This window comes from Streptomyces sp. NA02950 (assembly GCF_013364155.1).
GTDB lineage: Bacteria > Actinomycetota > Actinomycetes > Streptomycetales > Streptomycetaceae > Streptomyces.
In genome coordinates this window covers 1,902,638-1,927,259 of sequence record NZ_CP054916.1, presented here as the reverse complement: position 1 = coordinate 1,927,259, position 24,622 = coordinate 1,902,638, and the positions used below count along the sequence as shown (strand labels likewise).

The following is a 24,622-nucleotide window of genomic DNA, read 5'->3' as shown; positions in this document are numbered from 1 at the left end:
CGTCGGCCCGATCGACACCGAGCACCTCGAGTACCGCAATCGTCCGTCAGCCAGATCCTGCAAGGGCCGTACGACCTGCGCGTCGCCCGGGGCGTCGCCCAGGTCGTACAGTCCTCACACCCCGCACAAGTCCGCCGCGTACCGGGCGAAGCCGCTGGTCTGCCAGGTGGCGCCGCCCGCCGTGACCACGAACGCCTCGGCGCCGGTGAGCCGCTGGAGCCACGGGCGGGCCCGTTCCGCGCCCATCGCACAGGCCGCCGTCGCCCAGGCGTCCGCGTCGGCCAGACTGGTGGCGATCACGGTGACCGAGGCGAGGCCCTGCGCCGGGGGGAGGCCGGTGCGCGGGTCCAGGATGTGGCAGCCCCGCTCGGCCGGGCCCGAGGTCGCCACCGCCAGTTCGCCCTGCGCCTCCACGATGGCGATCAGCTCCCCGCGCCGGTGCGGATCGGCCACCCCCACCCGCCACGGGCCGCCGTGCACCTGTATGTCGCCGCCGCCGTTGACACACACCGACCGGGCGCCCGCCGAGTCCAGCATCCGGGCGGCGCGCTCCGCCGCCCACCCCTTGACCAGACCGGTCGGATCCGGCTGCCCCCCGGCGAAGCGGGCGCTGAACCAGCCGCCGCTGCGGTACTCGGCGTCCTCGCACATCCGCAGCACATCCCGGACGTCCGGATCGCACTGCGCCAGTGTCAGCTCACCGCGGGCCAGCCGGCTGATCTGGCTCTCCGGCCGGTACGGGGAGAACAGCTCGTCCACCCGGTGCAGTCCGACCACGGCCCCGTCCAGCGCGGCCTGCACCCGCGGCCGGGCCGCGTCCGGCACCTCGCGCACATCGAAGGAGAAGACGGTACCCATGACGTGTTCGACATGGCGCAGCGGTTCTCGTTCACGGCTCATTTGACACCTGCCTTGTCGAGGGCGCTCTGGAGCGAGGTGGCGTACCCCTGACTGGTGTAGGTGGCACCGGAGACGGTGTCCACCTTCGCGGCGGAGACCGCCTGCTGATTCAGCTTGGGCACGGCGTCCTTGGCGATCTGTACGCTCCGCGGCTCGGAGTCGGGGGTCTTGACCGCCTGCGCGGCGGTGATCTTCGTCCCGTTGAGGGTGAGGCTCACCTGCACCGGCCCGTACTGGGTCCGGGCCTCGTCCCCGGTGACGGTCCGGGTGGCCGCGCCACCGCCGCCCGCCTGTCCACCGCCCCCGGCACCGCCGCCCGCCGGGGCGGTGGCCGCGGCCGGGGGCGCCTGCCCCGCCGCCCCGGGCTGGGCGACGGTCTCCCCGCCCGAACCGGGCTGCTTCAGCGCGAGCAGCGCCACCACACCGGCGACGGTCGCGGCCGTGCCCAGGATGATGCGGCGCAGCGGATGCTTCCTCTTCATGGCTTCACCTCGGTCACAGCTCGAAGGATTCGTGGTGGATACGGCGGTCCGGCACCCCGGCCTCGTGCAGCGCCTCGTACGCGTGCTCGGCAAGACCCGGTGGTCCGCACAGATAGACGTCGTGGTCCTCGACATCGGGCAGCAGCGACCGCAGCCGCTCCGCGGTGATCTCCGGGCGGGCGCCGTCCGGGCCGTTCACCGCGTACAGCAGCCGGGCCCCGCGTTCGTTCGCGATCTGCTTCAGCTCCCCCCACAGCGCCAGGTCGTCCACGCTGCGGGCGCGGTACAGCAGGGTGAGGTCGTCGCCCCGGCCGGGCAGCGTCTCGAACAGCGCCCGGATCGGGGTGATCCCGGCCCCACCGGCGATCATCAGCACCTTGCCGCGGCTGCGCCGCGCCGCGGTCATCGCCCCGTACGGCCCCTCCGCCCACACCCGCGTGCCCGGCTTGAGCGAGGCCAGTCCGGAGCTGTGGCCGCCCACCGCCTTCACGGTGATCCGCAGCAGCTCGGGCCGGGGCGGCGCGGACAGCGAGTAGGGATGCGAGGCCCAGCGCAGCCCGGGCGCCAGGAAGCGCCACCGGAAGAACTGGCCCGCCTCGGCGCCGATACGGTGCAGCCGACGCCCCGTGATCAGCACCGACACCATCCCCGGCGCCTCCGGCACCACGGCCTCCACCCGCATCCGGTGCGTCAGGTTCAGCCGCAGCGGCATCAGCAGCCGGTACCAGACGACCAGCGCGGTGACGGTGCCGTACAGCGCGTACCACGCGGTCCGGGCCGTCTCGTCGCCGACGAACTCCGCACCGGTCGACAGCTGGTGCCAGAACGTCAGGAACACCGCGCCGTACGTCAGCAGATGCAGGTAGTACCAGACCTCGTAGGGGATCCGGCGGCGCACCATCCCCGCCGAGATCAGCCCGATCACCACCAGCGTCCCGGTGCCGATGGCGGCGTCCACCATGTCGGGGAGTTCCGTCACCACCGTCACGGTCTGCTCGACCAGACCGGTGCCCGCCTGCTCGGCGTACCCGGCGACGATCAGCCCCACATGCGCCACGATCAGGCACAGCGCGTACCGCCCGCTCATCGCGTGCCACCGCGCCACCCGGTCCGACCCCACCCGCCGTTCCAGCGCGGGCACGCGTGCCATCTGAAGCACCACCAGCGCCAGTACGTAGCCCGCGAGCAGCCCGCTGAGCCGCCCGGCGCCGGTGAGCCACTGGGTGGTGCCCTCGACATTGGGGGTGTTCCGCCACCACAAGGACAGCACCGCCCCGGCCCCCGCCCAGCTGAGCACAAGCAGCGGCACCGCGGGCGAGCGGCGCGGCCGAATCCGGCGCATCGCCTGCCGCCGCCCGGCCCGGCTGTTGAGTAGCGTCGTCACGGCCTGTCCCTTCGCGTAGTGCTCCGGCGAACGGGGGTACGGCCGGGGGAGCGGACTGTCTCAATGACCACCGAGATTCACAGCTTTCAGGCCCTCTTCACAGGTTCGGGCGTGATTCGGGCCCGGCCGGTGCCTCTCGGAACCGCGTTGCGGGGGCGGTGGGCGCCACTTGTAGGGTGAATAACCGACGAGTAGGGGGGCTGCATGTCGACGTCAAAGGGCAAGCAGGACTGGGACATTGATCCTGATGGGGTGCGGGGCGTTGTTCTGAACGTCGGGGTGGACGTGCGGAGCTTCCAGGATGACGTGAAGTCGTTCGGCGACCACGTCGCCGAAGCCGCCAGGTCCGCCGGTTCGTTGGGCGCGGGCAAGGACATACCTGAGCTGGGGCTGGTGGGCGCGGCGCTCGCGCTGTTCGCCCAGGCCGCCACCAAGAAGATCGCGTACATCGGTGCACGAACGGGCAAGTCCGTCAACGGTGCGGCGCAGGCGACGCAGGAATACCTGGACGGTGACCTGCGCATGGCCGCCAACGCGCAGCGGAAGGCGCTGAAGGCGCCGGAGGTACACGTCAAGGGGAAGCCCAAGCCCAAAGGTGAGGCCGGGAAGGGGGAGCCGCACCGATGAAGATGATCAGACCGGAGGGCATCCCCCAGTTCACCGGCGATACCTCCCGATTACAGGGGGCGACACAGGAGCTCACCGCGGACGCGTCCCAGATCCGCAAGGCCGGCCAGACCATTCACGATCGCTTTCAGGGGCTGGCGGGGTACTACCACGCGCCCGAGGCCGAGCAGCTGTTCGCCACCACGAAGCCGGTGCGGGACACCGCCGATGACGTCGCCGACGACGTCGAGACGGTCGCCCGCGCGCTGGACGACTATGCGGCCGAGGTCCGTCCCATCGCGGCGAAGCTCGCCCGGCTCAAGCGACAGGCCACCCGGTTCGTCGCGGACGTGGGCGACGATGACGACTGGGCCTACGACGGCGACAAGGTCCAGGAGCACCAGGACCTCCTTCATGACGTCAACGCGGCGGTGGCCGCCTTCTGGGAGGCCGAACGCCGGGCGGCCAACACCATCACCGCCTTGTGCCACGGTCCGCACTACGTGGTCGACGACGGCTCCCACAAGCGGAACGCATACGGCTACAAGGCGTCGGACCTCGACCACGCGAAGAAGACCCCGTGGGGTTCGCCGGTCCAGCAGAAACACCACGTCTGGGATGTCGGCCACTGGTTCAAGACCATCGTGTGGGACGGCTTCATCGTCGACGGCGTGTGGGGCACCCTCAAGGGACTCGGACGCCTGGCCGGGTTCAACGGCTGGGACGAGGCGAGGGCTGCCTGGAAGAACCTGGGCCGGGTCGCGGTCGGTGCGGGTGTCTACCTGACCCCCTCGTTGAGGAACAAGCCCGATTCCGAGTTGCCGGAGTTCTTGCGCGAGAGCAAGCGGTCCGCGAAGGAGGCGGGCAAGGGCTTCGTCGCCTGGGACGAATGGGGCAAGAACCCGGCCCGTGCCGCCGGTGCGGTCTCCTTCAACGTGGTCACCACCGTCGCCGGCGGCGGCACCGGTGCGGCGGCGAAGACCGGCGCGGTGTCGAAGGCGATCAGCACCGCGGGCAAGATCGGCCGCCTCGCGGATCCGACGACCTACATCCTCAAGGGCGCGAGCCTCGCCAAGGTCAAGGTGGCGGATGTGATGGCGGGTCTGAAGCGCGTCTATTCCGGTCACGTCCTGGAACTGGCCGACGGCTCCCTGAAACTGCCCAACCACGCGGTCCTCCATCCGGACGGCGGGCTGAAGCTGCCGAGCGGTCAGTACCTGGACAAATACGGGACGCTCTACAAGGCCGACGGCACGGTTCTTGACAGGGCCAGGGTGGAACTGTCGGCGGCCGACCGCCAGGCCCTGGACGACATCCAACGTGCCCGTACTGCGGATCATGTCCACAGCACAGAGGTTTCTCATCGTGAGGTTTCCCATGCGCATCACGGAGCCGACGGGCACCGTGGCACAGATGGTGAGCAGCATCCGCATGGGGGGCATGGGGGCGAGGGTGCGACTTCGGATTCCGACTCCACCATGGGTACCAGGCGGGGTAATGAGGCGAAAAACTCCCCTAATTCAATGACTCCCGTCCCGCCCAAGACGCCTGGCGACCTTATTCTCGACACCGGTGACCATGTATATTACCGGCCGCATACCACGACGATCGGTTACGATAGCCTGACGCACACAAATTTGGAATACATCGCTCCGCGTGCCGGATATCGCGATGTGATTGTGCATGGGACAAACGAAGGGTATTTCCTGCCAGGCAGACGGAATGCCGCAGGTGAGGATTTTCCGCCAGGTCAGGTGAATCCCTTCCATATCGTCGATGCGATCCGAAACAACCCGAACTACCATGGTGAGCCGATCAGGCTGATATCGTGTCACTCGGGTTACGTACTGGAGGAAGTGGCGGAGATCCCTGCAGCACAACGAGTCGCCAACGAGTTGGGTGTGCCGGTCACGGCTCCCACCACGAGGGTGGGAATCTTGTTCCGGCGTGGACGGGGCCAGGTACCCGTCGTATTTGACGGTGGTTACTGGCGGACCTTCCTTCCTCTTCTACCATGAAGACAGCATTAGGGAGTACGTGTGTGAAGATCCTCGGTTTCTACAGCGAACTGTGGCCGTCGCGTGCGGGCGTCCCCGAAGGTAGCATCGGAAACTATGCAAGCGACGTTCCTGTGGCAGATGAGGAGCGTCTTGTTTCCTACCTGAAAGACGGTGACCTGCTCTTCGCCGCGATGGGGGCCGAGAAGGATGTTCTTGGGTCGGGAGAGTACATCCTTGGTGCGGGATCATTGTTCACCGATGGTGAGTGGGTCTGGCGCGGAGATCTGTGGTTTTACCTGTCTACCTACCATGTTCGACTCCCGGAAAGCTTTGTATCCAAGGTGCGTTCACTCAACTACATGGTGCCGAACGTGAGCGAGGAGCGAGCGCTCGTTTTGACCGACGAAGTTGAATCCCTGCTGACCTGGTGAGTGAGCAAGTCGAAATCTTGGGTGGAAGTGCATCTTCCCGTAAGGCGGCTCTGCGGGACGTGGGTTCCTCGCTCGATGTTGCTGCAATGCCTGACGAGTCGACATATTTCGGCAGCGCGATGGGCTACGGAATTCATGCGCCAGACCCGAGGTGATTGGTCGGGGCCGAATCTGACGGAAAGCCTTGAACCTCCCGTAGTCATGGCATGACCTGTTGATTTCAGCGTAAGGAAGTATATGACCGAGTCGCTACCGCCCCAGGGAAACCCCTGCACTGCCCAGCCCTCGGCTTCGTATGGTCCGTCTCAGGCGTCCCAAGCGCCATACGCCCAGCCGCAGCCGTTACCCACCTATCCGAGCTACCCCGGCTCCTACGGTCAGCCCGCGGCCGGGGTCAATGCCGGGCTCCCCCACGCCGCGCCCCAGCAGCTCACATGTCGCCGCTGCGTGGCGTATCCGGCAGAGGACGTCACCATCCGCAGTCACCAGGGCATGCTCGTGCTGATGCGATTCCAGAGGTGGGAAGGGCCGTTCTGCCGGACGTGCGGCACGGCGCTGTTCCGGCAGATGACCTCCAAGACGCTGTGGCAGGGGTGGTGGAGCCCATTCTCCGCCGTCATCTTCAACCCGTTTACGATCATCAGCAACATGGTGGCCCGCAGGAAGATCAACAAGTTGTCGGAGCCCGGGTACGACCATTTCGGGACTCGTATGGATCCCGGCAAGCCCGTTCTTCAGCGTCCGGTCGCGTATATCGCGCTGCTGCCCATCCTGTGGTTCCTGTACTTGGTCGTGATGAGGCCGTAGCCGGTCGGCGAGTGCGTGGCCGATCCCGTTCTCCAGCACGGCAGGGAACTCGGTCAGGGGCTCAAGACTACAAGCGCCCCGGATGTGCACGCTCTGATGCAACATCAGTGCCACGGTGGGGCAGCCATGGCCCATGGTCGCCATTCCGCAGGACGTACACGCAAGGATCGACCGGCCGCACATCTGGTACGTCGCCACGGTCAACCCTGACGGGTCGCCGCACGTGAGCCCCATGTGGGTGGGGCAAGACGGGAACTTGCTGTTCTTCAACACCGCCATCGGGCGGATCAAGGAACGCAACCTCCGCTGCGATCGGCGAGTGTCCCCGTCCCACGCTGACTCGGCCGACCCCTACGACCGAGTGCAGGGGCGCGGCCGGGCGGCCCGGTTCATCGAAGGCCCGGAAGCGGACGAGAACATGGACCGCCTGGCCCGCACCTACCTGGCCACCGACCGGTTCGAGTGGCGGGTCCCCGGTGAGCGGCGCGTCATCGTACCGGTCGAGCCATCACGCGTACGTCGTGTGGTCGGCGTCGAGCCCTTCCCGCCTGGGGCATCCGGGATCACGGAGCCGCGTTAGCGGCTCGCCGCGTAGGAGACGAACGCGGTCCATGCGGTGGGGGAGAAGGCGAGCTGGGGTCCCCGCTTGTCCTTGGAGTCCCGGACGTGGACGGTGTCGGGGCAGGTGGCGACCTCGATGCATTCGTCGCCGTCACTTCCGCTGTAGCTGGACTTGCGCCAGGAGAGGGCGACTTCCACGCAGCTGTCGCCCTGTGATCCGCTGTAGCTGCTCTTGAACCAGGCCAGCTCGCTGCTCATAGCGCTCCTCTGATCTGCCTCAGCAGGCTCCTGGAGTCCTCGGGAGTCAGAGCCTGTGAACGCAGTTTCGCATATCGCATCTGGAGCACGCTGATGTCTTTCCGGTCACAGATCAACTGACCGGTGCGCTGACCTTCGGCGTAGCCGAACCACTGGTGATCTGGGGTTTCCAACAGTCGGATCGGCCCGTTCAGCCCAGCGTGTTCCTCCTGTACAAGCGACATGACCTGAAACTCGACGTTACGGAGATCGGCACACTCCAGAAGGTGGTCAATCAGCTCTCTGGTGACGTCCGCACCTCCGGTACGGCGCAGGAGCAGTGCCTCTTCGATGATGAAGTTGAACGCCGTGTTGGGCCTCTCCTGGAGTAGACGCTGACGCTCCTGACGTGCGGCGAGTTGAGATTCGATCTGCTCGTCCGCCAGCGGTGGTACCCCACTGTGGAACACCGCCCGCGCATACGCCTCGGTCTGTAACAGCCCCGGGACCGCCCGACACTCGTACATGCAGACGCTGATCGCCTGCTCCTCCAGCCCCGCCCACTGCCGGAACCACGACGCCAACCCCTTCCGTCGCGCCAAGTGCTTCGCCGCCGCCCGCAGCACACCGAACGCGTCCAGCACATCTTCCGCACGCTCGATGAAGTCCTGCTGCGGAAACCGCCGCCCCTGCTCGATCGAGGCGACGGTCTGCGGTGAGTACCGCACCAGCGGGGCCAGTTCCTCCTGCGTGAGGCCCGCCCGTTCGCGGAAGACCTTGACCACGGCGCCGAATGCCCGAAGGCCGTCCGAAGGTTCCGGTTCGTTGTTGTTCGCGCTCTCCGCCATACCTGTTCAACTCGCCCAGGGGCATGGTCGGTTACGCGTACGGTCCGACCGGCCGTACCCGTACGCTCCCTCCCCGTACCGGCCGCTGACCTGGTTCGACCCGTCGGGCAACCGGAACGGTGGCCGCATGTCAGCCCAAGCACGGCCGGAGGCCCAAGCCCCCGCCACCGTACGCACCATCACTCGCACCTTCACCCGCCGACTCAGCTCCACCCGGAGGGGAGTCAGGCTCGCCCGGCTGCTCGTGGTCCGGCGGCTGGACGCATGGGAGTGCCCGAGCGAGTTGTCCGGCGACGCCGCCGCGATCGTCGCCGAACTGGCAGCGAACGCCGTGACGCACGGCCGGGTGGCCGGCCGGGACTTCGAGGTGGAGCTCGTCCTCACCGGTTCGACGCTGCGGATCGAGGTCGCCGACACCCGAGCCGGACGGCGCCCGGAAGTCGCCGTCCCCGGCCCGGACTGCGAGTCGGGCCGGGGACTTCTGCTGGTGTCGGCCCTCGCCACCCGCTGGGGGGTCGCCGAGCGGCGCGGGCCGGGTAAGACGGTCCGGGCCGAACCCGACACCTGACCGTTCATTTCACCGGGGAGAGGTCCCGCAGATCCCCATGGCGTCCCTCGCGGAGCCTGAGAGCCGAGACGAGGGTGATGGCGCACAGAGCGGCGACGTACCAGGGGAAGAGCCCGGCCAGGTCACGGGAGTTGAGCCATTCGATGGTGAACGGGGCCGTACCGCCGAAGACGGCGACGGACAGTGCGTAGGGCAGTCCGAGACCGGCCGCGCGGACCTCGGTCGGCAGCTGTTCGGCCATGGTCGATCCGACGGCCGATCCGCAGACGGCGAAGATCAGCAATCCGGCGCTCTGCACCAGCACCAGCGAGCCGAAGGTGGGTTTCAGCAGGGTGAGCAGCGGAACCGCGGAGAGGGTGGCGAGCGTCGCGAACGTCACCAGGTGCAGCCGGTGGCCCACCCGGTCCGACAGCGCCCCGAGGAGTGGAAGGGCGGCGATGAGAACGGCCTGGGCGATGATGCTCGCGGTCAGGGCGGAGCCGTGTGCCAGCCCGCGGTGGGCCGCGTATTCGGGCAGGTACGAGGCGAAGATGTAGTACCACACCGCCGCCCCCGAGGTCAGACCGAAGATCTTCAACGCCACGAGCGGATAGCGCGTCAGGATGTCGAACATGCCGGTTCCGGCGGCCGCCCCGGACGCCGTCCGGCTCGCTCGGGCGCTTCGGAACGCCTCGGTCTCCGGGAGCGCCCGGCGCAGATAGATGCCCCACAGGCCCAGCACCGCACCGAGCCCGAACCCGAGGCGCCAGCCCCAGGACGACACCGCGGCTTCGGAGAACTGCGCATGCACCCACAGACCGACCGAGTTGGCCAGCAGGACGCCCACTGTCGCCGAGACATAGCCCAGGCTCCCGAAGAGGCCGCGGCGTCCGTTGGGTGCCGCTTCGGCGAGATAGGTATAGCTGGCACCGGCCTCGCCGCCGGTCGAGATGCCTTGCAGGGCACGCGCGATCAGCATGACGGCGGGTGCGAGCACTCCCGCCGACTCATAGGTGGGCGCCACCGCGATCAGCGCCGAACCCCCGGCCATGAGGAGCATCGCGACGATCATTCCGGCCCGCCGCCCGCGGCGATCGGTGAACGAGCCGAGGAGGAGGCCCCCGAGCGGCCGGAAGAAGAAGCCCACCGCGTAGATCGCCAGCGCCCCGAGCAAGGACGCGACCGGGTCGTCGCCGGGGAAGAACGACGGGGCGAAGGTGGCCGCGAAGACGGTGAAGATGCCCCAGTCGTACCATTCGAGGCAGTTGCCGACGAGGACGGAGAAGAGACTCTTCCCGGATGACTGGGATGACTGGGATGACTGCTGTGCCTCCGGCTGCGCGTCGCTCCGGTCGCCGGTGTCGCTTCGGTCGCTCGTGTCGCTTGGCTCTCTTCGATCGTCGGTTGCGGGCTGGACCTCATTGCGTGTGTTCATGGCGGCCCTTCGGTTGGATGGCAGAGCACGGTGGTGAGCGCGACGTGGGGAAGACGGTCGGGGGAATCGCCCTCGGCCCGGGGGTGGGGCGGGGCAGGCTCGCTCACGAGCTCGGCGCGACGCCGTTCCGGCGGTCGTGTCATGCGGGTCGTGTACTGACGAGATTCCGCCGGTCTGTCGGCGAGGTGCACCCACTATGAAGTGGCGTCGCCGGACGGTCGATGTGTGCTCTGACAACGCTCGGAACGCGCCCGTTGTGCGTTAGTCCAACGAGGGTGAGGGCGGTGCGGCGGACTGGACGTCGCGCGCCGCCAGGGCCCAGCTGATCTCGACCACGGTGTCCGGTGAGTCAAGGCGGGCACCGGTCAGTTCCTCGAACCGCCGGAGCCGGTACCGCAGGGTGTTGACGTGGACGTGCAGGTACTCCGCCGTGGCGCCGATATGGCGGCCCAGCTCGAAATAGGCCCGCACCGACTCCTCGATGAGCTTCCCGAACTCACCCTCCGCGGCCAGCGGCCGCAGATGCCGGTCGAGGAGCAGCTCGGAGAGTTCGGGTTCCGAGGGGACGGCCACCCGCCAGGACAGATCGCCCAGGTCGTGGACGCCGCGCAGCCCGTACGCGGCGGCCGCGTCGAGCAGCCGTCCCGCGGTCCGGAACGAACGGTGGACCTGGCCCAGCGCGGTCGGCGGACCCAGTCCCGCGGTCACCGGGAGATCCCCCACGACGGGTTTCGCTTCGACGACCCCCGCGACCGCCTCGTCCATCACCGCGATCATCGCGGTCCGGCCGTGGGAGCGGCAGAGCGTGTCCAGCGACCGTGCCAGCTGGGCCGTCCCGCGGCCGGTGTCCGGCCGGGCCCTGATGGCCCGGTAGGCGCGCGTCGGATCGAGGCCGTAGATCGCCGCACCGCTGTGGATCTCCGCGGCGCTCAGCGTTCCGAACAGCAGCCCCCGCAGATAGGCGGCGCGCCGTTGTGCGTCGAACAGCGCCGCGGAGATCTCCGCCTCGCGGTGCACCAGGGCGATCTGCACGCTCTCCACGTCCGCCAGCTCCCACAGCGCCCTGGTGCGGTCGACGACGACGAGCGGGTCCAGACCCTGCCGGGTGGCCTCCGCGATGAACAGGTCCCGCATCGCGCCGAGCGCCCGCCGAAAGGCGCGCAGACCATCGCTCAACGACACACCGCGGGCTACGCGATCCCGGGCCACCTCCGCCTCGTCGATGTCCCGGGAAGGGGGTACCCGGCCGTCGCGCAGCACCCCCAGGACGCGTACGAAGTGCCTGGCCCAGACCTCATCGAGCAACTCCCGGGGGACCGCGCGGTAGGACGGCACGCGGTCGAACAACTCCGCGTGCATCCGGTCGCGAAGGGCGTTCTCCCGGGCCCGCATGCCGGTGATCACGGCTTCCAGCGCCTCCGCGCCGTTCTGCGGTTCGGTCATGGTCGGTCACCTCCTGCGGCAGGCCGCGCAAACCACGGGGTTGTAGAAACGAACAATACGGTGCCGGTCGCCCTGTGCGGCCGCTCCGTCGACAGAGGTCCGCGGGGCTCGCAGAGTGACCCGCAGGCCGGGCGGAAGGGCCCGCGCCCGTGGAGACGGATGACGAAGGAGAGACGTCGTGGAGGAGACAACGGGACTGGAGGGCCGGGTCGCCATCGTGACCGGTGCGGGCTCACGGGGCGACGGCATCGGCAACGGCCGCGCGGCCGCCGTGCTGCTGGCTCGCCGCGGTGCGCGCGTGGCCTTGGTGGACAGCGTGACCGGCTGGGCCGAGACGACCCGGTCCATGATCGAGGCCGAGGGCGGAACGAGCCTGGTGGTCGAAGCCGACGTGGCCGACCCCGCGTCGTGCTCCTCCTGCGTGGACCAGGTGCTCGAACGCTGGGGGGAGGTGAACATCCTGGTCAACAATGTGGGTGTCGGCGGGCCCGCCGGGGATGTCGTCGATGTCGATCCGGAGGACTGGGAGCGGTGCCATCGCACCAATCTCACCTCGATGATGCTGATGTCGAAGTACTGCGTTCCGTCGATGCGACAGGCCGGTGGCGGGTCGATCGTCCATGTGTCCTCGGTGGCCGGGCTCCACGGCGGGCATCCCAACATCACCTATCCGGTCACCAAGGGGGCGATCGTCCCCTTGACCCGTGCGATGGCGGCCCACCACGGAGCGGAGGGGATCAGGGTCAACGCGGTGGCTCCCGGCATGGTGTACACGCCGATGGTCGCCACCAGGCCCGGGATGACCGAAGCGGTTCGGGAGATCCGCCGCGGACGGTCGCTGCTGGGCACCGAGGGCAGTGGCTGGGACGTCGGGGAGGCGGTCGCCTTCCTGGCCGGCCGCCGTGCCGCGTGGATCACCGGAGTGGTGCTGCCGGTCGACGCGGGCGCCACGGCGGGCCGCCGTGAGTTCTCGCCGGACCTGATGTCCCCGACCGGAGGCTGACTCCCCGCCCGGCGTTCACGACAGGACGCTGACTCCCGCCCCGTCCTCCGGCCGCCCGGATGGCATACTGACCTCGCCATGAGCGAATCCACCGCGGCGGCCGGGCGCCGTCCGACCAGGCGTGACGACCAGCGGGAGGCCTCCCGGCGCAAGCTTTTGGACGCGGCGCTGGAGATCCTCGCGGAAGAGGGTTACCGGGGGCTCACGGTCAAGGAGGTCGGGGACCGCGCCGGTGTCAGCCGAGGGATGGTCAACTACCACTTCACGTCCAAGGCCGGGCTTGTGGAAGCCGTGGTCACCGACATCCGCGAGGGGTTCATCGACCGGCTCCGGGCGCTGCCCGGGTACGACCGGATGAGCGGGCTCGAAGCCGTGCTGGCCAAAGTCGACCAGCTCTTCGTGCGCCTGGCGGAGCCCGCCCCGGGGGTACGGGCGCGGGCGCTGCTGGTGCTCCTCGTCGAGGCGCTCGGCGGCCCCGGCGATTCCGGCGGAATGCAGAGCAGGATGGCGGGACATCTCAACCTCGTCCGCACCGCCGTCGAGGACGACATCCGCCGGGGCGTCGCGGACGGAAGCGTCCGCCCGGATGTCGATGCCGTCGCGCAGGCGTTCCTCGTGGAGAGCATCGCTCGCGGGGTGCTGCTCCAGTACCAACTGGACCCGGCGCGCACCCGTCTGGTGGAGATCGGGCGTGCCGCCCACCGGACGCTCGTGCTCGGGCTGGCGGCGGAGCCGGACGCGCGCTGAGCGGGCGCGGCGGGCCAGCACCCGCGGCCGTGGGACGGGCCGCCCGCCCCGCGGTGCGGGGCAGGCCCGCCCCCGGCACGGGGCGGGCCGACCGGGCATCGGTGGCCTGGCCTGGTACCGCCGGTCAGACCGCGTTGAGCCCGCCGTCCACCACCAGGCTCTGGCCCGTGATGTAGGAAGCGCGATCGGAGAGCAGGAACGTCACGGCCTCCGCCACCTCCCATGCCGTGCCCTGGCGCCTGAGCGGGATCCGCTCGAACGTGGCTGTCCGAGAGGCCCGCTTGGCCGACGCCTGGCGGCCCATCGGTGTGTCGATCAGCCCGGGGACGACGAGGTTGGCGCGTATCCCACGGACCGACGCCTCCTTCGCGACATGGCGGACGAGGCCGAACAGTCCCGCCTTGGAACTGTCGTAGGCGGGGGAGTTGGTGGCGGCACGCAGCCCGGCCGTCGACCCGATGAAGACGATCGAGCCTCCGTCGGCCAGCGCCGGAAGCCCGTACTTGGCGGCCAGGAACGGCGCCCGCAGATTGAGAGAGAGAACGCGGTCCCAGTCCTCGGGGGAGGAGCCCTCCAGGCCGGTGCCGAGGCCGATCCCGACGTTGACCACGAGCCCGTCGAGTCCGCCCAGCGCGTGGGCCGCTTCGTCGACCACCGCGGCCGACTGCTCCGCGTCCGTGGCATCGCCCACCACCGCGACGCCCTTGACGCCTTCGGCGGAGACCAGTTCGGCCGTCGCACCCGCGGCCTGGGCCGCCACATCGGCGCAGGCCACACTCCCGCCCTCCCGGGCGGCGAGCACGGCGATGGCCCGGCCGTTCCCGACGGGCGACTCGGGGTCGTCGTCGGGGCGGGTCCCCGCGCCGATCACCAGTACCTTGCGGCCGTCCAGCCGCCGGGCCGCGGAGTCGGCCTCCCGCTTCTCAGCCATGGTTCGGGGTCCTACCTTTCAAGGGTGGTTGCTCTGGTCATTCGTAAGATCGGAGGGCCCGGGGGCTTCGGGCATGGCTCATGGTTGGGCGCCGTTGGCAAGGCTCAAAGGACTTGGCCACCCGAGGCCCCGCGACGACTCGACCGCCAATTGGGAGACGCGACTCTGATCGCTGCTGTAGGACAACGTCGGCGAGGTCGTCTGCGGGATCGATGTAACGGCGAGCTGGCGGAGGAAACGTGCCCGAGATCTGGGCCGGGGTGGACATCGGCAAGGAACACCACCACTGCGTGGTGATCAACGCGGACGGTCAGCGGCTGCTGTCCCGCCGGGTCCTGAACGACGAGACCGAACTGCTCCAGCTCATCGCCGACATCTTGGAGATATCCATCGACGTGCTGTGGGCCGTCGACCTCAACCACGGCGGCGCCGCCCTGCTGATCGGCCTGCTGCTCAGTCACGACCAGCCGATGGCCTACCTCACCGGCCTGGCGGTCCACCGTGCCTCGGCCACCTACAAGGGCGAGGGAAAGACGGACGCCAAGGACGCCTTCGTCATCGCCGACCAGGCCCGCGTTCGCCGAGACCTTGGCTTGTTGCGCCCCGGAGACGAGATCGCCGTCGACCTGCGCACGCTGACCACCCGGCGCCTGGACGTGGTATTCGACCGCACCCGGCAGATCAACCGGCTCCGTGCTCAACTGCTGGAGATCTTCCCCGCGTTGGAGCGGTCGCTGGACCTGGTCAACAAGGGGCCGGTGATGCTGCTGACCGGCTACCAGACCCCGGCTGCGATCCGTCGCGCGGGCGCGAAGCGAATTGAGACCTGGCTGAAGAACCGGAGGGTCCGTGGCGCCGCCGCACTTGCGAGGACGGCGGTGGAGGCTGCCCAGGCTCAGCAGACGGCCCTGCCCGGCGAGAAGCTGGCCGCCGCCATGGTGGTCCGCCTCGCGAAGGGGGTGATGGCCCTTGATGAGGAGATCGCCGAGCTCGACGCCCTGATCGAGGCCAAGTTTCGCGAGCATCCGCATGCCGAGGTGATCCGCAGCCTGCCCGGCATGGGAACCAAGCTCGGCGCCGAGTTCATCGCCGCGACCGGCGGTGACATGGACGCCTTCGGCAGCGCCGACCGCCTGGCCGGCTTCGCCGGCCTGGCCCCCCGACCCCGCGACTCCGGCCGCGTCAGCGGCAACCTGCGCAGACCCAGGCGCTACCACCGCGGCCTGCTGCGGGCGATGTACCTCTCGGCCATGGCCAGCCTCAAGGGCTGTCCGGCCTCGAAGGCGTACTACCAACGGAAGAGGAGCGAGGGAAAGGGACACAAGCAGGCCCTGCTCGCGCTCGCCCGCCGACGCCTCAATGTCCTGTGGGCGATGATCCGTGACGGACAGTGCTACCAAGGTTCACCTCCCGTCACAGTGGCGGCTTGACATCACGATTGGGAAGTCCTTTCCACGAACCCGGTGGCTTCGAAGCCCGGGTCCAGTTCCACGCCGGCGCTGTTCAGGAAGAACGCCACCATGTGGTACTGCCCCACCAGCATGGTGATCTCTATCAGCTCCGCTTCGCCGAAGTGCTCGGCGAGCGCCTTCCAGGTGGTGTCGGACAGCCGGGCGCTGCCGTGCAGTTCGTCGGCCGCCCGGAGCAGATGCCGGTCGGCCTCCGTCCAACCGGGGGCGTCCGGACCCTGGGGGACGCGTGCGATGTCGGCGTCCGTGAGGCCCGCGGCCTTGGCCAGCGGGACGTGGCGACCCCACTCGTACGAGGCGCCGGTGTTGTGCGAGGTACGCAGGATCAGCAGCTCGCGGACGCTTCCCGGCAGCCGGCCCTTCCGAAGCAGCTGGAGCCCGAAGGGCATGAACGCCTTGTAGAGCTCGGGGTGGCGGGCCAGGGTGGTGAACACGTTGCCCACCCGCCCCCGGGGATCGCGCGGAGCGTTGGCGAGCAGTTCGCCCGTCGGGGCGTCCCACTGGTCCTCGTACAGCGGCTGGAGCCGGGGGTGGCCGCCGCTGTCGCTGGTGGCGCTGGTGTCGCGGTGTGGTTCCTGAACGTTCTCGGGCATGAAGACCTCCTGACGCTCACCATAGAAACTGGCTGAACGCTCGGCAAGTGAAAGGAGAGGTGATCTGGGAGACCCGAGAAGGCGGCGTTGACGAAACATACGGCCCAGTGCATACTTATGCCAGTCAGTGCATGGACCGTAAGGAGAAACCCGTGACCGAGCGCGTCGTACTCGCCTACTCGGGCGGCCTGGACACCTCCGTCGCCATCGGCTGGATCGCCGAGGAGACGAACGCCGAGGTCATCGCCGTCGCCGTGGATGTCGGCCAGGGAGGCGAGGACCTGGACGTCATCCGCAAGCGCGCGCTCGCCTGCGGGGCCGTCGAGGCCGAGGTCGCGGACGCCAAGGACGAATTCGCCGATGAGTACTGCCTCCCGGCGATCAAGGCCAATGCGCTGTACATGGACCGCTACCCGCTGGTGTCGGCCCTGTCCCGGCCGACGATCGTGAAGCACCTGGTCGCGGCGGCCAAGAAGCACGGTGCTTCCACCGTGGCCCACGGCTGCACCGGCAAGGGCAACGACCAGGTGCGGTTCGAGGCCGGGATCTCCTCCCTGGCGCCGGAGCTGAAGTGCATCGCGCCGGTCCGGGACTACGCCATGACCCGGGACAAGGCCATCGCCTTCTGCGAGGCGAAGAGCCTGCCGATCGCCACCACCAAGAAGTCCCCCTACTCGATCGACCAGAACGTCTTCGGGCGGGCCGTGGAGACCGGCTTCCTGGAGGACATCTGGAACGCGCCGATCGAGGACGTCTACGAGTACACCTCGAACCCGGCCGACCCGCGGGAGGCCGACGAGGTCGTCATCACGTTCAAGGAGGGCGTGCCGGTCGCCATCGACGGCAAGCCGGTGACCGTCCTCCAGGCGATCCAGCAGCTCAACGAGCGGGCGGGCGCCCAGGGCGTCGGCCGGATCGACATGGTCGAGGACCGGCTCGTGGGCATCAAGTCCCGGGAGGTCTACGAGGCCCCCGGCGCCATCGCGCTGATCACCGCCCACCAGGAGCTGGAGGCCGTCACCGTCGAGCGGGAGCTCGCCCGCTACAAGCGGCAGGTCGAGCAGCGGTGGGGCGAGCTGGTCTACGACGGTCTGTGGTTCTCGCCGCTGAAGCGGGCCCTGGACGGCTTCATCAACGAGGCCAACCAGCAGGTCTCCGGTGACATCCGGATGACCCTCCAGGGCGGCCGGGCCGTGGTCACCGGCCGGCGGTCCGAGCAGTCGCTGTACGACTTCAACCTGGCGACCTACGACACCGGCGACACCTTCGACCAGTCGCTCTCCAAGGGCTTCATCGAGATCTTCGGCATGTCCAGCAAGATCGCCGCCAAGCGGGACCTCCAGCAGTAGCCTCGGACCCGTAACCCACCGCACGAGCCGCCTCCCCGCCCCGTCCGCGGGGAGGCGGTCGCACACCCACAGCCTTGAGGAGCAACAGCGTGAGCAACGGCAACAGCGGCGACGTCCGGCTCTGGGGCGGCCGCTTCGCCGACGGGCCGTCCGAGGCACTGGAGAAGCTCAGCGCCTCCGTGCACTTCGACTGGCGCCTGGCGCCGTACGACATCGCCGGATCCCGCGCCCACGCCCGGGTGCTCCACACCGCCGGGCTGCTCACCGCGGACGAGCTGGAGCGGATGCTCGAGGGGCTCGACCGGCTGGAGGCCGATGTCGCCTCCGGCGACTTCACCGGCACCATCGCCGACGAGGACGTGCACACCGCACTGGAGCGCGGGCTGCTGGAGCGGCTGGGCCCGGACCTGGGCGGCAAGCTGCGCGCCGGACGGTCCCGCAACGACCAGATCGCCACCCTTTTCCGGATGTATCTGCGCGATCACGCCCGGATCCTCGGCGGGCTGCTCGCCGATCTCCAGACCGCCCTGGTCGGGCTGGCCGAGGCGCACCCCGATGTGGCGATGCCCGGCCGTACCCACCTCCAGCACGCCCAGCCGGTGCTCTTCGCCCACCATGTCCTCGCCCATGTCCAGGCGCTGTCCCGGGACGCCGAGCGGCTGCGGCAGTGGGACGAGCGGACGGCCGTCTCGCCCTACGGCTCGGGCGCGCTGGCCGGGTCCTCCCTCGGCCTCGACCCGCAGGCGGTCGCCGCCGACCTCGGCTTCGAGCGCGGCTCCTCCGCCAACTCGCTCGACGGCACCGCCTCCCGCGACTTCGTCGCCGAGTTCGCGTTCATCACCGCGATGATCGGCGTCGATCTGTCGCGGATCGCGGAGGAGATCATCATCTGGAACACGAAGGAGTTCTCCTTCGTGACCCTCCACGACGCCTTCTCCACCGGCTCGTCGATCATGCCGCAGAAGAAGAACCCGGACATCGCCGAGCTGGCGCGCGGCAAGTCCGGCCGGCTGATCGGCAATCTCACCGGGCTGCTGGCCACCCTCAAGGCGCTGCCGCTCGCGTACAACCGCGATCTCCAGGAGGACAAGGAGCCGGTCTTCGACTCCTGCGACCAGCTGGAGGTCCTGCTCCCGGCCTTCACCGGCATGATGGCCACGCTGACCGTCAACCGGGAGCGGATGGAGGAGCTGGCCCCGGCCGGGTTCTCGCTCGCCACCGACATCGCCGAATGGCTGGTCCGGCAGGGCGTGCCGTTCCGGGTGGCGCACGAGGTCGCCGGCGCCTGCGTCAAGGAGTGCGAGCTGACCGGTATCGAGCTGGACCAGCTGACCGACGAGCAGTTCGCCAAGATCTCTCCGCATCTGACGCCGGAGGTCCGCTCCGTCCTCGACGTCCCGGGCGCGCTCGCCTCGCGCGGCGGCCGCGGCGGTACCGCCCCTTCGGCGGTGGCCGTACAGCTGGCGGAGGTCAAGACCGACCTCACCGGCCAGTACGAGTGGGCCAACGCCAAGCGTTAAGAGCACAATGGGCCCCATGGGCTTCTCGCGTCTGGCGGAGACCACCGCCCCCGCGGCCAGGATCGGACTCGGCCTGGCCGCGGTCGGCCGTCCCGCCTACATCACCCTCGGCCGGGACCGGGACCTCCCGGCCGACCGCACCGTCGAGGCGATGCGGCAGCGCAGCCAGGAGCTGCTGGACACCGCCTACGTCCACGGAGTGCGCTATCTGGACGCCGCACGCTCCTACGGCCGGGCGGAGGAGTTCCTCGCCGACTGGCTGGCGGGCCACCCGGAGGTCCGGGACGTGGTGGTGGGCAGCAAATGGGGCTACACCTATGTGGCGGACTGGCGCACCGACGCCCCCACCCACGAGGTCAAGGACCACAGCGCGGGCGCCTACGAACGGCAGCGCGGGCTGACCGACGCCCTGCTCGGCGACCGGCTCGACGTCTACCAGATCCACTCGCTCACCCCCGACAGTCCCGCCCTCACCGACCGAGCGCTCCACGAGCGGCTGGCCGCGCTCGCGGCCGAGGGCGTGACGATCGGCGTGTCCACCAGCGGTCCGCACCAGGCCGACGCCATCCGCGCGGCACTGGGCGTCGAAGCCGGTGGCGCGCCGCTGTTCCGCACCTTCCAGACCACCTACAACCTGCTGGAGCCCTCGGCCGGGGCCGCGCTCGTCGAGGCCCGGGACGCGGGACGGTCGGTCATCGTCAAGGAGGCCGTGGCCAACGGTCGGCTCGCCGCGCCCGAGGCGGCGCCGCCCGCGGTGCGGCAGGTCGCCGAGGAGACCGGGAGCACCCCGGACGCCGTCGCGCTCGCCGCGGTGCTGCACCGGCCGTGGGCGAACGTGGTCCTGTCCGGCGCGGCCACCGTCCCCCAGCTGCGCTCCAACCTGGCCGCGGCCACCCTGCGGCTGAACGAACGCCAGCTCGCCCTGCTGGACGGACTCGTGGAGGAACCCGAGGCGTACTGGCGCCACCGCGCCGAGCTGCCCTGGGCGTGACCCGCCTGCCCGACCCGGACGGCGGGGCGGCTACAGCGTGGCGAGGAACGCGCCCACCGCCTGGGCATACGCCCCCGGCGCGTCGTCGTGGATCCAGTGCCCGCACCCCGCGAACTCCCGCAGCCTGGTGTGCGGACGGCGGTCCGCCATCTCCCTCGCGTGGCCGGGCGGCAGCAGCGAACTGTGCTCACCGCGCATCAGCAGCGCGGGACAGGACGAACCCAGCCATTCGTCCCAGAAGTCACCGCACATGGCCCGCTGGGACGCCATCATGTGGGCCGGCTGGAACAGCAGCCGCCAGCCGCCCGCCTCGCGGTCCGGCTCCGCGCTGTCGAGGAAGTACGTGGCGTCGGGGATGCCCCGCGCCTCGATGGCGGCCCGCAGCGCCTCCCGGTCCACGGCCCAGGTCGGCCAGGCGGACACATCGAGCACCGGATGGGCGACCACCGGCCGGTCCGTCACCGCGCCCACGTCCTCGACGACCAGCGCGGCCACCAGCTCCGGATGGCGGGCGGCCAGCGCGTACGCGGCGACCCCGCCGGTGGAGTGGGCGACCACCGGAACCGGTCCGAGGTCCAGATCGGCCAGCAGCGCCGCGGCGTCGGCCACGTACTCGTCCAGGGTGAACGGACCACCGCCGCCGGTGAGCCCGTGCCCCCGCTGGTCGAGCGCGATCACCCGCCGTACGGGGGCGAGCGCGGCGGCCAGCGGCGCATACATCCGGCCACGGCCGAAGTGGCCGTGGAGTGCCAGGACCGGAGTGCCCGGCCCGCCGAAATCGGTTACGGCGAAGCGCCGGTCCCGCAGTGTGACAAAAGCGGGGGAGGGCACGGTGGAGATGGTCATCGGCGCACCCTAGTGGCCGGACCCGGGCTGTGGCCAGGGGCTTTGCCCAGGGGCCGCACAGCGTCCGCTCCCGTCAGGCGGCGGCCTTCGCCTTGGTGGCGTACATGTCCACATACTCCTGGCCGGAGAGCCGCATGACCTCGCTCATCACCTCGTCGGTCACCGCCCGCAGCACATACCGGTCGCGGTCCATGCCCTCGTAGCGGGTGAACTCCAGCGGCTCACCGAAGCGGACCTCCACCCGGCCCGGCCGCGGCAGCCCCTTGCCGCCCGGCTGGATCCGGTCGGTGCCGATCATCGCGAACGGCACCACGGGGGCGCCGGTCATCAGCGCGAGCCGGGCGATACCGGTCCGGCCGCGGTAGAGACGGCCGTCGGGGGAGCGGGTGCCCTCGGGGTAGATACCGAAGACCCTGCCCTCGTCCAGCACCCGGCGGCCGGTCATCAGCGCCGCCACTCCGCCGTGGCCGCCGTCCCGGTCCACCGGGATCATGCCGACACCGGTGAAGAACCAGGCCATCAGACGGCCCTTGAGCCCCTTGCCCGTCACGTACTCGTCCTTGCCGATGAAGAAGACCTGACGGTCACAGACCAGCGGCAGGATCATCGAGTCGATGAAGGTGAGATGGTTCCCGGCGAGGATCACCGGGCCCGAGCCGGGAATGCGCTGGGCCCCCTCGACCCGTGGGCGGAACATCAGGCGCATCAGCGGACCGAGTACTGCCTTCAGAAACGCAAATCGGGACAACGGGTCCTCCGGTCGGGGTCAGGGTCTGGTGCGCCCGGCGTACGGTCCGTCCATCGCACCGCACACCCGCGCCGCCTTAGGACGATACTCGCCGGTCGCACCCTCGCGCACACCGGGTTCACCCACCTGGTACGCAGTGTTGACACGCGTTTCCCGTGCGTTTCTGTCGACGTCTCCCGTAGTCAGGGCGGTCCCGCCTACCATCGGCCCGTCCTCTGACAGGTCGTTTACAGGTGTGTTGGACACCAGAGCGAGGAGTGCTCATGGAGCGGGAGCAACAGCCCGGACGGCGCGCCCTCCTGGGGGCCGCGGCCCTCGGCGCGGGAGCGGTGGCGCTCAGTGCGGGTACGGCCGGGGCCGCCGGTACCTCCGGCGAGGCGGATACGGCCACGGCGGCGGGGGCGGGGAGCTCCGGGCGGGTGCGCGGGCTGCCGGTGCCCACCGTCATCGGCCACCGCGGCGCCAGCGGCTACCGGCCGGAACACACCCTCGGCTCGTACCAGCTCGCCCTGGACATGGGGGCGGACGTCATCGAGCAGGACCTCGTGCCCACCAAGGACGGCCATCTGGTCTGCCGTCACGAAAACGACATCACGGCCACCACGGACGTCTCGGACCACCCCGAGTTCGCGGGCCGCAAGACCACCAAGACCGTGGACGGGACCAAGCTCACCGGCTGGTTCACCGAGGACTTCACCCTCGCCGAGCTGAAGACGCTGCGCGCCAAGGAGCGCATCCCGGGCACCCGCCAGCGCAACACCCTCTACGACGGCCGCTGGGAGGTGCCCAGCTTCGAAGAGGTGCTGCAGTGGGCCGAGCGGGAGGGCCGCAAGCGCGGCCGCCCGGTCTGGCTCCACGTCGAGACCAAGCACCCCACCTACTTCCGCAAGCTGGGTCTTGGCCTGGAGGAGCCGGTCGCCAAGCTGCTGCGCCGGTACGGCCGGCACCGGAAGGACTCGCCGCAGTTCCTCCAGTCCTTCGAGCCCAGCAGCATCCAGCGGCTGCGCAAGCTGGTCGCCACCCCCTCGGTGGTGCTGCTGTCCACGGTCACCAGCCGCCCCTGGGATTTCGTGGAGGCGGGCGACCCGCGCACGGTGGCCGACCTGGTCAAGCCCGAGGGACTGAAGTGGATCGCGGGCTTCGCCCAGGGCATCGGCCCCGATCTGTCGGTGATCATCCCGCGTACCGCCGACGGCAAGCTGGGCACGCCGACCCCCGTGGTCAAGGACGCGCACGCCGCGGGGCTGTTCCTGCACCCCTACACCATGCGCAACGAGAACAGCTTCCTGCCCGCCGACTTCCGCCGCGGCACCGACCCCAACGCCTACGGTGACGCCTTCGGCGCCTTCAAGGTGTACTTCGCCACCGGGATCGACGGCATCTTCTCCGACAACGCCGACACCGCCGTCCTCGCGCGGGCGGACTTCCTCGAGAAGCACTGAGCACGGCCCGCCGGGCGAACGGCCGCCGGGACCCGGGCGTCAAGCCCCGTCCCGGCGGCTACCCGGTCGGGTGAGACGGTGGCGCACCGGCAACCACACCGTGACCGGCCACGTCCCGCCCGGCATGGACCTAGTGGAGGAACTGCGCCCGCTGCTGGCCGCGGAGGCGGCGGCCGAGGCGTACGGCGCCGGTGTCGAGCCCGCCGAACTGGAACAGGCCGTCTGGTTACGGCTGCTGGAGCGCACCCGGGACACCGGCCCGCCGCCGGAACCGGCCCGCTGGCTGCGCGGCGCCGTCCGCGCCGAGGTGCGCGGCGCCCGCCGCCGGGCCCGCCGCGAGGTGCCGTACGACCCGGTGGACGAGGGGCCTCCGGAAGGCCCCGAGCCCCGCCCCGCCGAACAGGCCGTGCTGACCGCCGAGACCCGGCGGGTGCTCCGTGCGGCGGTGCGCCGGCTGCCCGGCCGCTGCCCCCGGCTGCTGGGGGCGATGCTGTCCCGCTCCGACCCGACGTACCGGGAGATCGCGGGCGAGTTGGGAATGTCACAGGGCAGTCTGGGGCCGGTACGTTCCCGATGTCTGGGTTGCCTGCGCAGAATGCTGACGGCGGAGGTTGCGGCTCCTGAACCGTGGGGAAAGGAGCGTTAGACAATCGGCGCCTCGGAGGCGGACGCACCACCACGCGGCGCTTCCACCCAGGCCATGAACCCCGGTCGCAACCCTTACCCTCACCGCGGCCGGAGGACCGAGAAAAGGGGAGGCATGCGCACATGGGCATGAGCGTGACCATCTCCGCGGCGACCGCGGACGACGCCGAGCAGATCCTCAAGCTCCAGTATCTGTGCTATCAGGGCGAGGCCGAGCTGTACGGGGACTACTCCATCGAGCCGCTGACGCAGTCGCTGGAGGATCTGCGCGCCGAACTCGGCGAGGGATGCGTGCTCGTGGCCCGGCTCGGCGCGGAGGTCGTCGGCTCGGTCCGCGGGGTGGTCGACGACAAGGGCACCGCCGCCATCGGCAAGCTGATCGTCCACCCCCGGATGCAGCGCCACGGCCTGGGCGGGCGGCTGCTCGCGGCGATCGAGGAGCGGCTGGCCGAGGAGCGGGCCGCCAAGCGCTACCGCCTCTTCACCGGCCACCGCAGCAACGGCCGGCTGTACCGCAAGCTCGGCTACGCCCAGGTGGGCACCGAAGAGGTCAACCGCCGGCTGAGCGTGGTCACGCTGGAGAAGGACGCCTCGGCGTCGGCCTTCGCCGCCAGCGCCTGAGCGCTCCGCGGGAAGTGCCGCGAGGTGCCGTCGTTC

General features: G+C 69.9%; 26 protein-coding genes. 15 read left to right on the top strand and 11 right to left on the bottom strand.

Features of this window, described 5'->3' with window-relative positions:
* Positions 1-114: 114 nt before the first annotated feature.
* From HUT19_RS07980 to HUT19_RS07970, 3 genes are read right to left on the bottom strand one after another with little or no spacing between them, the layout of a single operon-like run.
* Entirely contained in the window at positions 115-900 is a 786-nt protein-coding gene (locus HUT19_RS07980) for an FAD:protein FMN transferase (RefSeq protein WP_254885482.1), read from the bottom strand.
* Positions 897-1,382 carry an FMN-binding protein gene (locus HUT19_RS07975; protein WP_176179781.1) on the bottom strand — a complete coding sequence of 162 codons (486 nt, stop codon included), beginning with the start codon at positions 1,380-1,382 and terminating at the stop codon, positions 897-899. Before HUT19_RS07975 ends, HUT19_RS07980 begins: the two co-directional genes overlap by 4 nt.
* A 13-nt stretch (positions 1,383-1,395) precedes the next feature.
* On the bottom strand, positions 1,396-2,724 hold the full coding sequence (locus tag HUT19_RS07970; RefSeq protein ID WP_176186613.1) for a ferric reductase-like transmembrane domain-containing protein: 1,329 nt from the start codon (positions 2,722-2,724) through the stop codon (positions 1,396-1,398).
* A 246-nt stretch (positions 2,725-2,970) separates the two neighbouring features.
* Between HUT19_RS07970 and HUT19_RS07965 the strand changes: the two genes are divergently transcribed.
* From HUT19_RS07965 to HUT19_RS07945, 5 genes are all read left to right on the top strand, one after another.
* Positions 2,971-3,393 (top strand): DUF6507 family protein, encoded by a 423-nt coding sequence (locus HUT19_RS07965; protein WP_254885481.1) that lies wholly within the window; start codon positions 2,971-2,973, stop codon positions 3,391-3,393.
* Entirely contained in the window at positions 3,390-5,390 is a 2,001-nt protein-coding gene (locus HUT19_RS42850) for a hypothetical protein (protein ID WP_254885480.1), read from the top strand. Before HUT19_RS07965 ends, HUT19_RS42850 begins: the two co-directional genes overlap by 4 nt.
* 23 nt (positions 5,391-5,413) lie before the next feature.
* Entirely contained in the window at positions 5,414-5,803 is a 390-nt protein-coding gene (locus HUT19_RS07955) for a hypothetical protein (RefSeq protein WP_176179780.1), read from the top strand.
* A gap of 447 nt (positions 5,804-6,250) precedes the next feature.
* Positions 6,251-6,610: a hypothetical protein gene (locus HUT19_RS07950; protein WP_254885479.1), complete on the top strand. Its 360-nt coding sequence runs from the start codon at positions 6,251-6,253 to the stop codon at positions 6,608-6,610.
* 133 nt (positions 6,611-6,743) lie between these two features.
* Entirely contained in the window at positions 6,744-7,190 is a 447-nt protein-coding gene (locus HUT19_RS07945) for a TIGR03618 family F420-dependent PPOX class oxidoreductase (RefSeq protein WP_176179779.1), read from the top strand.
* Here the strand turns inward: HUT19_RS07945 and HUT19_RS07940 are convergent.
* Positions 7,187-7,429 (bottom strand): DUF397 domain-containing protein, encoded by a 243-nt coding sequence (locus HUT19_RS07940; RefSeq protein ID WP_176179778.1) that lies wholly within the window; start codon positions 7,427-7,429, stop codon positions 7,187-7,189. The genes HUT19_RS07945 and HUT19_RS07940 overlap by 4 nt on opposite strands.
* Positions 7,426-8,256, bottom strand: a complete 831-nt coding sequence (locus tag HUT19_RS07935) for a helix-turn-helix transcriptional regulator (protein ID WP_176179777.1) — start codon at positions 8,254-8,256, stop codon at positions 7,426-7,428. The genes HUT19_RS07940 and HUT19_RS07935 overlap by 4 nt, the downstream gene beginning before the upstream one ends.
* A gap of 127 nt (positions 8,257-8,383) precedes the next feature.
* Here HUT19_RS07935 and HUT19_RS07930 point away from each other — a divergent pair, with 127 nt between their 5' ends.
* A complete protein-coding gene (locus HUT19_RS07930; RefSeq protein WP_176179776.1) occupies positions 8,384-8,824 on the top strand; it encodes an ATP-binding protein in 441 nt (146 codons plus the stop codon).
* A gap of 4 nt (positions 8,825-8,828) precedes the next feature.
* Here the strand turns inward: HUT19_RS07930 and HUT19_RS07925 are convergent, their stop codons facing one another.
* A complete protein-coding gene (locus tag HUT19_RS07925; protein WP_176179775.1) occupies positions 8,829-10,238 on the bottom strand; it encodes an MFS transporter in 1,410 nt (469 codons plus the stop codon).
* 261 nt (positions 10,239-10,499) lie between these two features.
* Positions 10,500-11,681, bottom strand: coding sequence for a CdaR family transcriptional regulator (locus HUT19_RS07920; protein ID WP_176179774.1), 1,182 nt, complete (start codon positions 11,679-11,681; stop codon positions 10,500-10,502).
* Positions 11,682-11,859: 178 nt separating this feature from the next.
* Between HUT19_RS07920 and HUT19_RS07915 the strand changes: the two genes are divergently transcribed.
* Both HUT19_RS07915 and HUT19_RS07910 read left to right on the top strand, forming a co-directional pair.
* Positions 11,860-12,684: an SDR family NAD(P)-dependent oxidoreductase gene (locus tag HUT19_RS07915; protein ID WP_176179773.1), complete on the top strand. Its 825-nt coding sequence runs from the start codon at positions 11,860-11,862 to the stop codon at positions 12,682-12,684.
* Between the two features lie 78 nt (positions 12,685-12,762).
* Positions 12,763-13,431, top strand: coding sequence for a TetR/AcrR family transcriptional regulator (locus tag HUT19_RS07910; RefSeq protein WP_176179772.1), 669 nt, complete (start codon positions 12,763-12,765; stop codon positions 13,429-13,431).
* Between the two features lie 124 nt (positions 13,432-13,555).
* Here HUT19_RS07910 and HUT19_RS07905 read toward each other — a convergent pair whose 3' ends face one another.
* Complete coding sequence (locus HUT19_RS07905) at positions 13,556-14,362, bottom strand: SDR family NAD(P)-dependent oxidoreductase (protein WP_176179771.1); 807 nt, start codon at positions 14,360-14,362, stop codon at positions 13,556-13,558.
* 239 nt (positions 14,363-14,601) lie between these two features.
* On the opposite strand from HUT19_RS07905, the gene HUT19_RS07900 reads away from it, so the two are divergent.
* The gene (locus HUT19_RS07900; RefSeq protein ID WP_176179770.1) at positions 14,602-15,792 is read left to right on the top strand and encodes an IS110 family transposase; all 1,191 of its coding nucleotides are present in this window, start codon (positions 14,602-14,604) and stop codon (positions 15,790-15,792) included.
* 2 nt (positions 15,793-15,794) lie between these two features.
* Here HUT19_RS07900 and HUT19_RS07895 read toward each other — a convergent pair whose 3' ends face one another.
* Positions 15,795-16,424, bottom strand: a complete 630-nt coding sequence (locus HUT19_RS07895) for a carboxymuconolactone decarboxylase family protein (RefSeq protein ID WP_176179769.1) — start codon at positions 16,422-16,424, stop codon at positions 15,795-15,797.
* Positions 16,425-16,576: 152 nt separating this feature from the next.
* Here HUT19_RS07895 and HUT19_RS07890 point away from each other — a divergent pair, with 152 nt between their 5' ends.
* The 3 genes from HUT19_RS07890 to HUT19_RS07880 all read left to right on the top strand — a co-directional run bounded on the left by HUT19_RS07890 (position 16,577) and on the right by HUT19_RS07880 (position 20,284).
* Positions 16,577-17,773, top strand: coding sequence for an argininosuccinate synthase (locus HUT19_RS07890; protein WP_176179768.1), 1,197 nt, complete (start codon positions 16,577-16,579; stop codon positions 17,771-17,773).
* An 89-nt stretch (positions 17,774-17,862) separates the two neighbouring features.
* Positions 17,863-19,293, top strand: coding sequence for an argininosuccinate lyase (argH, locus tag HUT19_RS07885; protein WP_176179767.1), 1,431 nt, complete (start codon positions 17,863-17,865; stop codon positions 19,291-19,293).
* Positions 19,294-19,309: 16 nt separating this feature from the next.
* Positions 19,310-20,284, top strand: a complete 975-nt coding sequence (locus HUT19_RS07880; RefSeq protein ID WP_176179766.1) for an aldo/keto reductase — start codon at positions 19,310-19,312, stop codon at positions 20,282-20,284.
* A 30-nt stretch (positions 20,285-20,314) separates the two neighbouring features.
* Here HUT19_RS07880 and HUT19_RS07875 read toward each other — a convergent pair whose 3' ends face one another.
* On the bottom strand, positions 20,315-21,130 hold the full coding sequence (locus HUT19_RS07875) for an alpha/beta fold hydrolase (protein ID WP_176179765.1): 816 nt from the start codon (positions 21,128-21,130) through the stop codon (positions 20,315-20,317).
* 73 nt (positions 21,131-21,203) lie between these two features.
* On the bottom strand, positions 21,204-21,878 hold the full coding sequence (locus HUT19_RS07870; RefSeq protein ID WP_176179764.1) for a 1-acyl-sn-glycerol-3-phosphate acyltransferase: 675 nt from the start codon (positions 21,876-21,878) through the stop codon (positions 21,204-21,206).
* A gap of 263 nt (positions 21,879-22,141) precedes the next feature.
* Here HUT19_RS07870 and HUT19_RS07865 point away from each other — a divergent pair, with 263 nt between their 5' ends.
* From HUT19_RS07865 to HUT19_RS07855, 3 genes are all read left to right on the top strand, one after another.
* Complete coding sequence (locus HUT19_RS07865) at positions 22,142-23,320, top strand: glycerophosphodiester phosphodiesterase (protein ID WP_176179763.1); 1,179 nt, start codon at positions 22,142-22,144, stop codon at positions 23,318-23,320.
* 124 nt (positions 23,321-23,444) lie between these two features.
* Positions 23,445-23,966, top strand: a complete 522-nt coding sequence (locus tag HUT19_RS07860) for a sigma-70 family RNA polymerase sigma factor (RefSeq protein ID WP_176186605.1) — start codon at positions 23,445-23,447, stop codon at positions 23,964-23,966.
* A gap of 122 nt (positions 23,967-24,088) precedes the next feature.
* Positions 24,089-24,586, top strand: coding sequence for a GNAT family N-acetyltransferase (locus tag HUT19_RS07855; RefSeq protein WP_176179762.1), 498 nt, complete (start codon positions 24,089-24,091; stop codon positions 24,584-24,586).
* The last annotated feature ends 36 nt before the right edge of the window (positions 24,587-24,622 follow it).

Coding starts and splice junctions, on each gene's coding strand:
- HUT19_RS07980 (WP_254885482.1), bottom strand. CDS start 900: ATGAGCCGTGAACGAGAACCGCTGCGCCATGTCGAACACGTCATGGGT.
- HUT19_RS07975 (WP_176179781.1), bottom strand. CDS start 1,382: ATGAAGAGGAAGCATCCGCTGCGCCGCATCATCCTGGGCACGGCCGCG.
- HUT19_RS07970 (WP_176186613.1), bottom strand. CDS start 2,724: ATGCGCCGGATTCGGCCGCGCCGCTCGCCCGCGGTGCCGCTGCTTGTG.
- HUT19_RS07965 (WP_254885481.1), top strand. CDS start 2,971: ATGTCGACGTCAAAGGGCAAGCAGGACTGGGACATTGATCCTGATGGG.
- HUT19_RS42850 (WP_254885480.1), top strand. CDS start 3,390: ATGAAGATGATCAGACCGGAGGGCATCCCCCAGTTCACCGGCGATACC.
- HUT19_RS07945 (WP_176179779.1), top strand. CDS start 6,744: ATGGTCGCCATTCCGCAGGACGTACACGCAAGGATCGACCGGCCGCAC.
- HUT19_RS07940 (WP_176179778.1), bottom strand. CDS start 7,429: ATGAGCAGCGAGCTGGCCTGGTTCAAGAGCAGCTACAGCGGATCACAG.
- HUT19_RS07935 (WP_176179777.1), bottom strand. CDS start 8,256: ATGGCGGAGAGCGCGAACAACAACGAACCGGAACCTTCGGACGGCCTT.
- HUT19_RS07930 (WP_176179776.1), top strand. CDS start 8,384: ATGTCAGCCCAAGCACGGCCGGAGGCCCAAGCCCCCGCCACCGTACGC.
- HUT19_RS07925 (WP_176179775.1), bottom strand. CDS start 10,238: ATGAACACACGCAATGAGGTCCAGCCCGCAACCGACGATCGAAGAGAG.
- HUT19_RS07920 (WP_176179774.1), bottom strand. CDS start 11,681: ATGACCGAACCGCAGAACGGCGCGGAGGCGCTGGAAGCCGTGATCACC.
- HUT19_RS07910 (WP_176179772.1), top strand. CDS start 12,763: ATGAGCGAATCCACCGCGGCGGCCGGGCGCCGTCCGACCAGGCGTGAC.
- HUT19_RS07905 (WP_176179771.1), bottom strand. CDS start 14,362: ATGGCTGAGAAGCGGGAGGCCGACTCCGCGGCCCGGCGGCTGGACGGC.
- HUT19_RS07895 (WP_176179769.1), bottom strand. CDS start 16,424: ATGCCCGAGAACGTTCAGGAACCACACCGCGACACCAGCGCCACCAGC.
- HUT19_RS07880 (WP_176179766.1), top strand. CDS start 19,310: ATGGGCTTCTCGCGTCTGGCGGAGACCACCGCCCCCGCGGCCAGGATC.
- HUT19_RS07875 (WP_176179765.1), bottom strand. CDS start 21,130: ATGACCATCTCCACCGTGCCCTCCCCCGCTTTTGTCACACTGCGGGAC.
- HUT19_RS07865 (WP_176179763.1), top strand. CDS start 22,142: ATGGAGCGGGAGCAACAGCCCGGACGGCGCGCCCTCCTGGGGGCCGCG.
- HUT19_RS07860 (WP_176186605.1), top strand. CDS start 23,445: ATGGACCTAGTGGAGGAACTGCGCCCGCTGCTGGCCGCGGAGGCGGCG.
- HUT19_RS07855 (WP_176179762.1), top strand. CDS start 24,089: ATGGGCATGAGCGTGACCATCTCCGCGGCGACCGCGGACGACGCCGAG.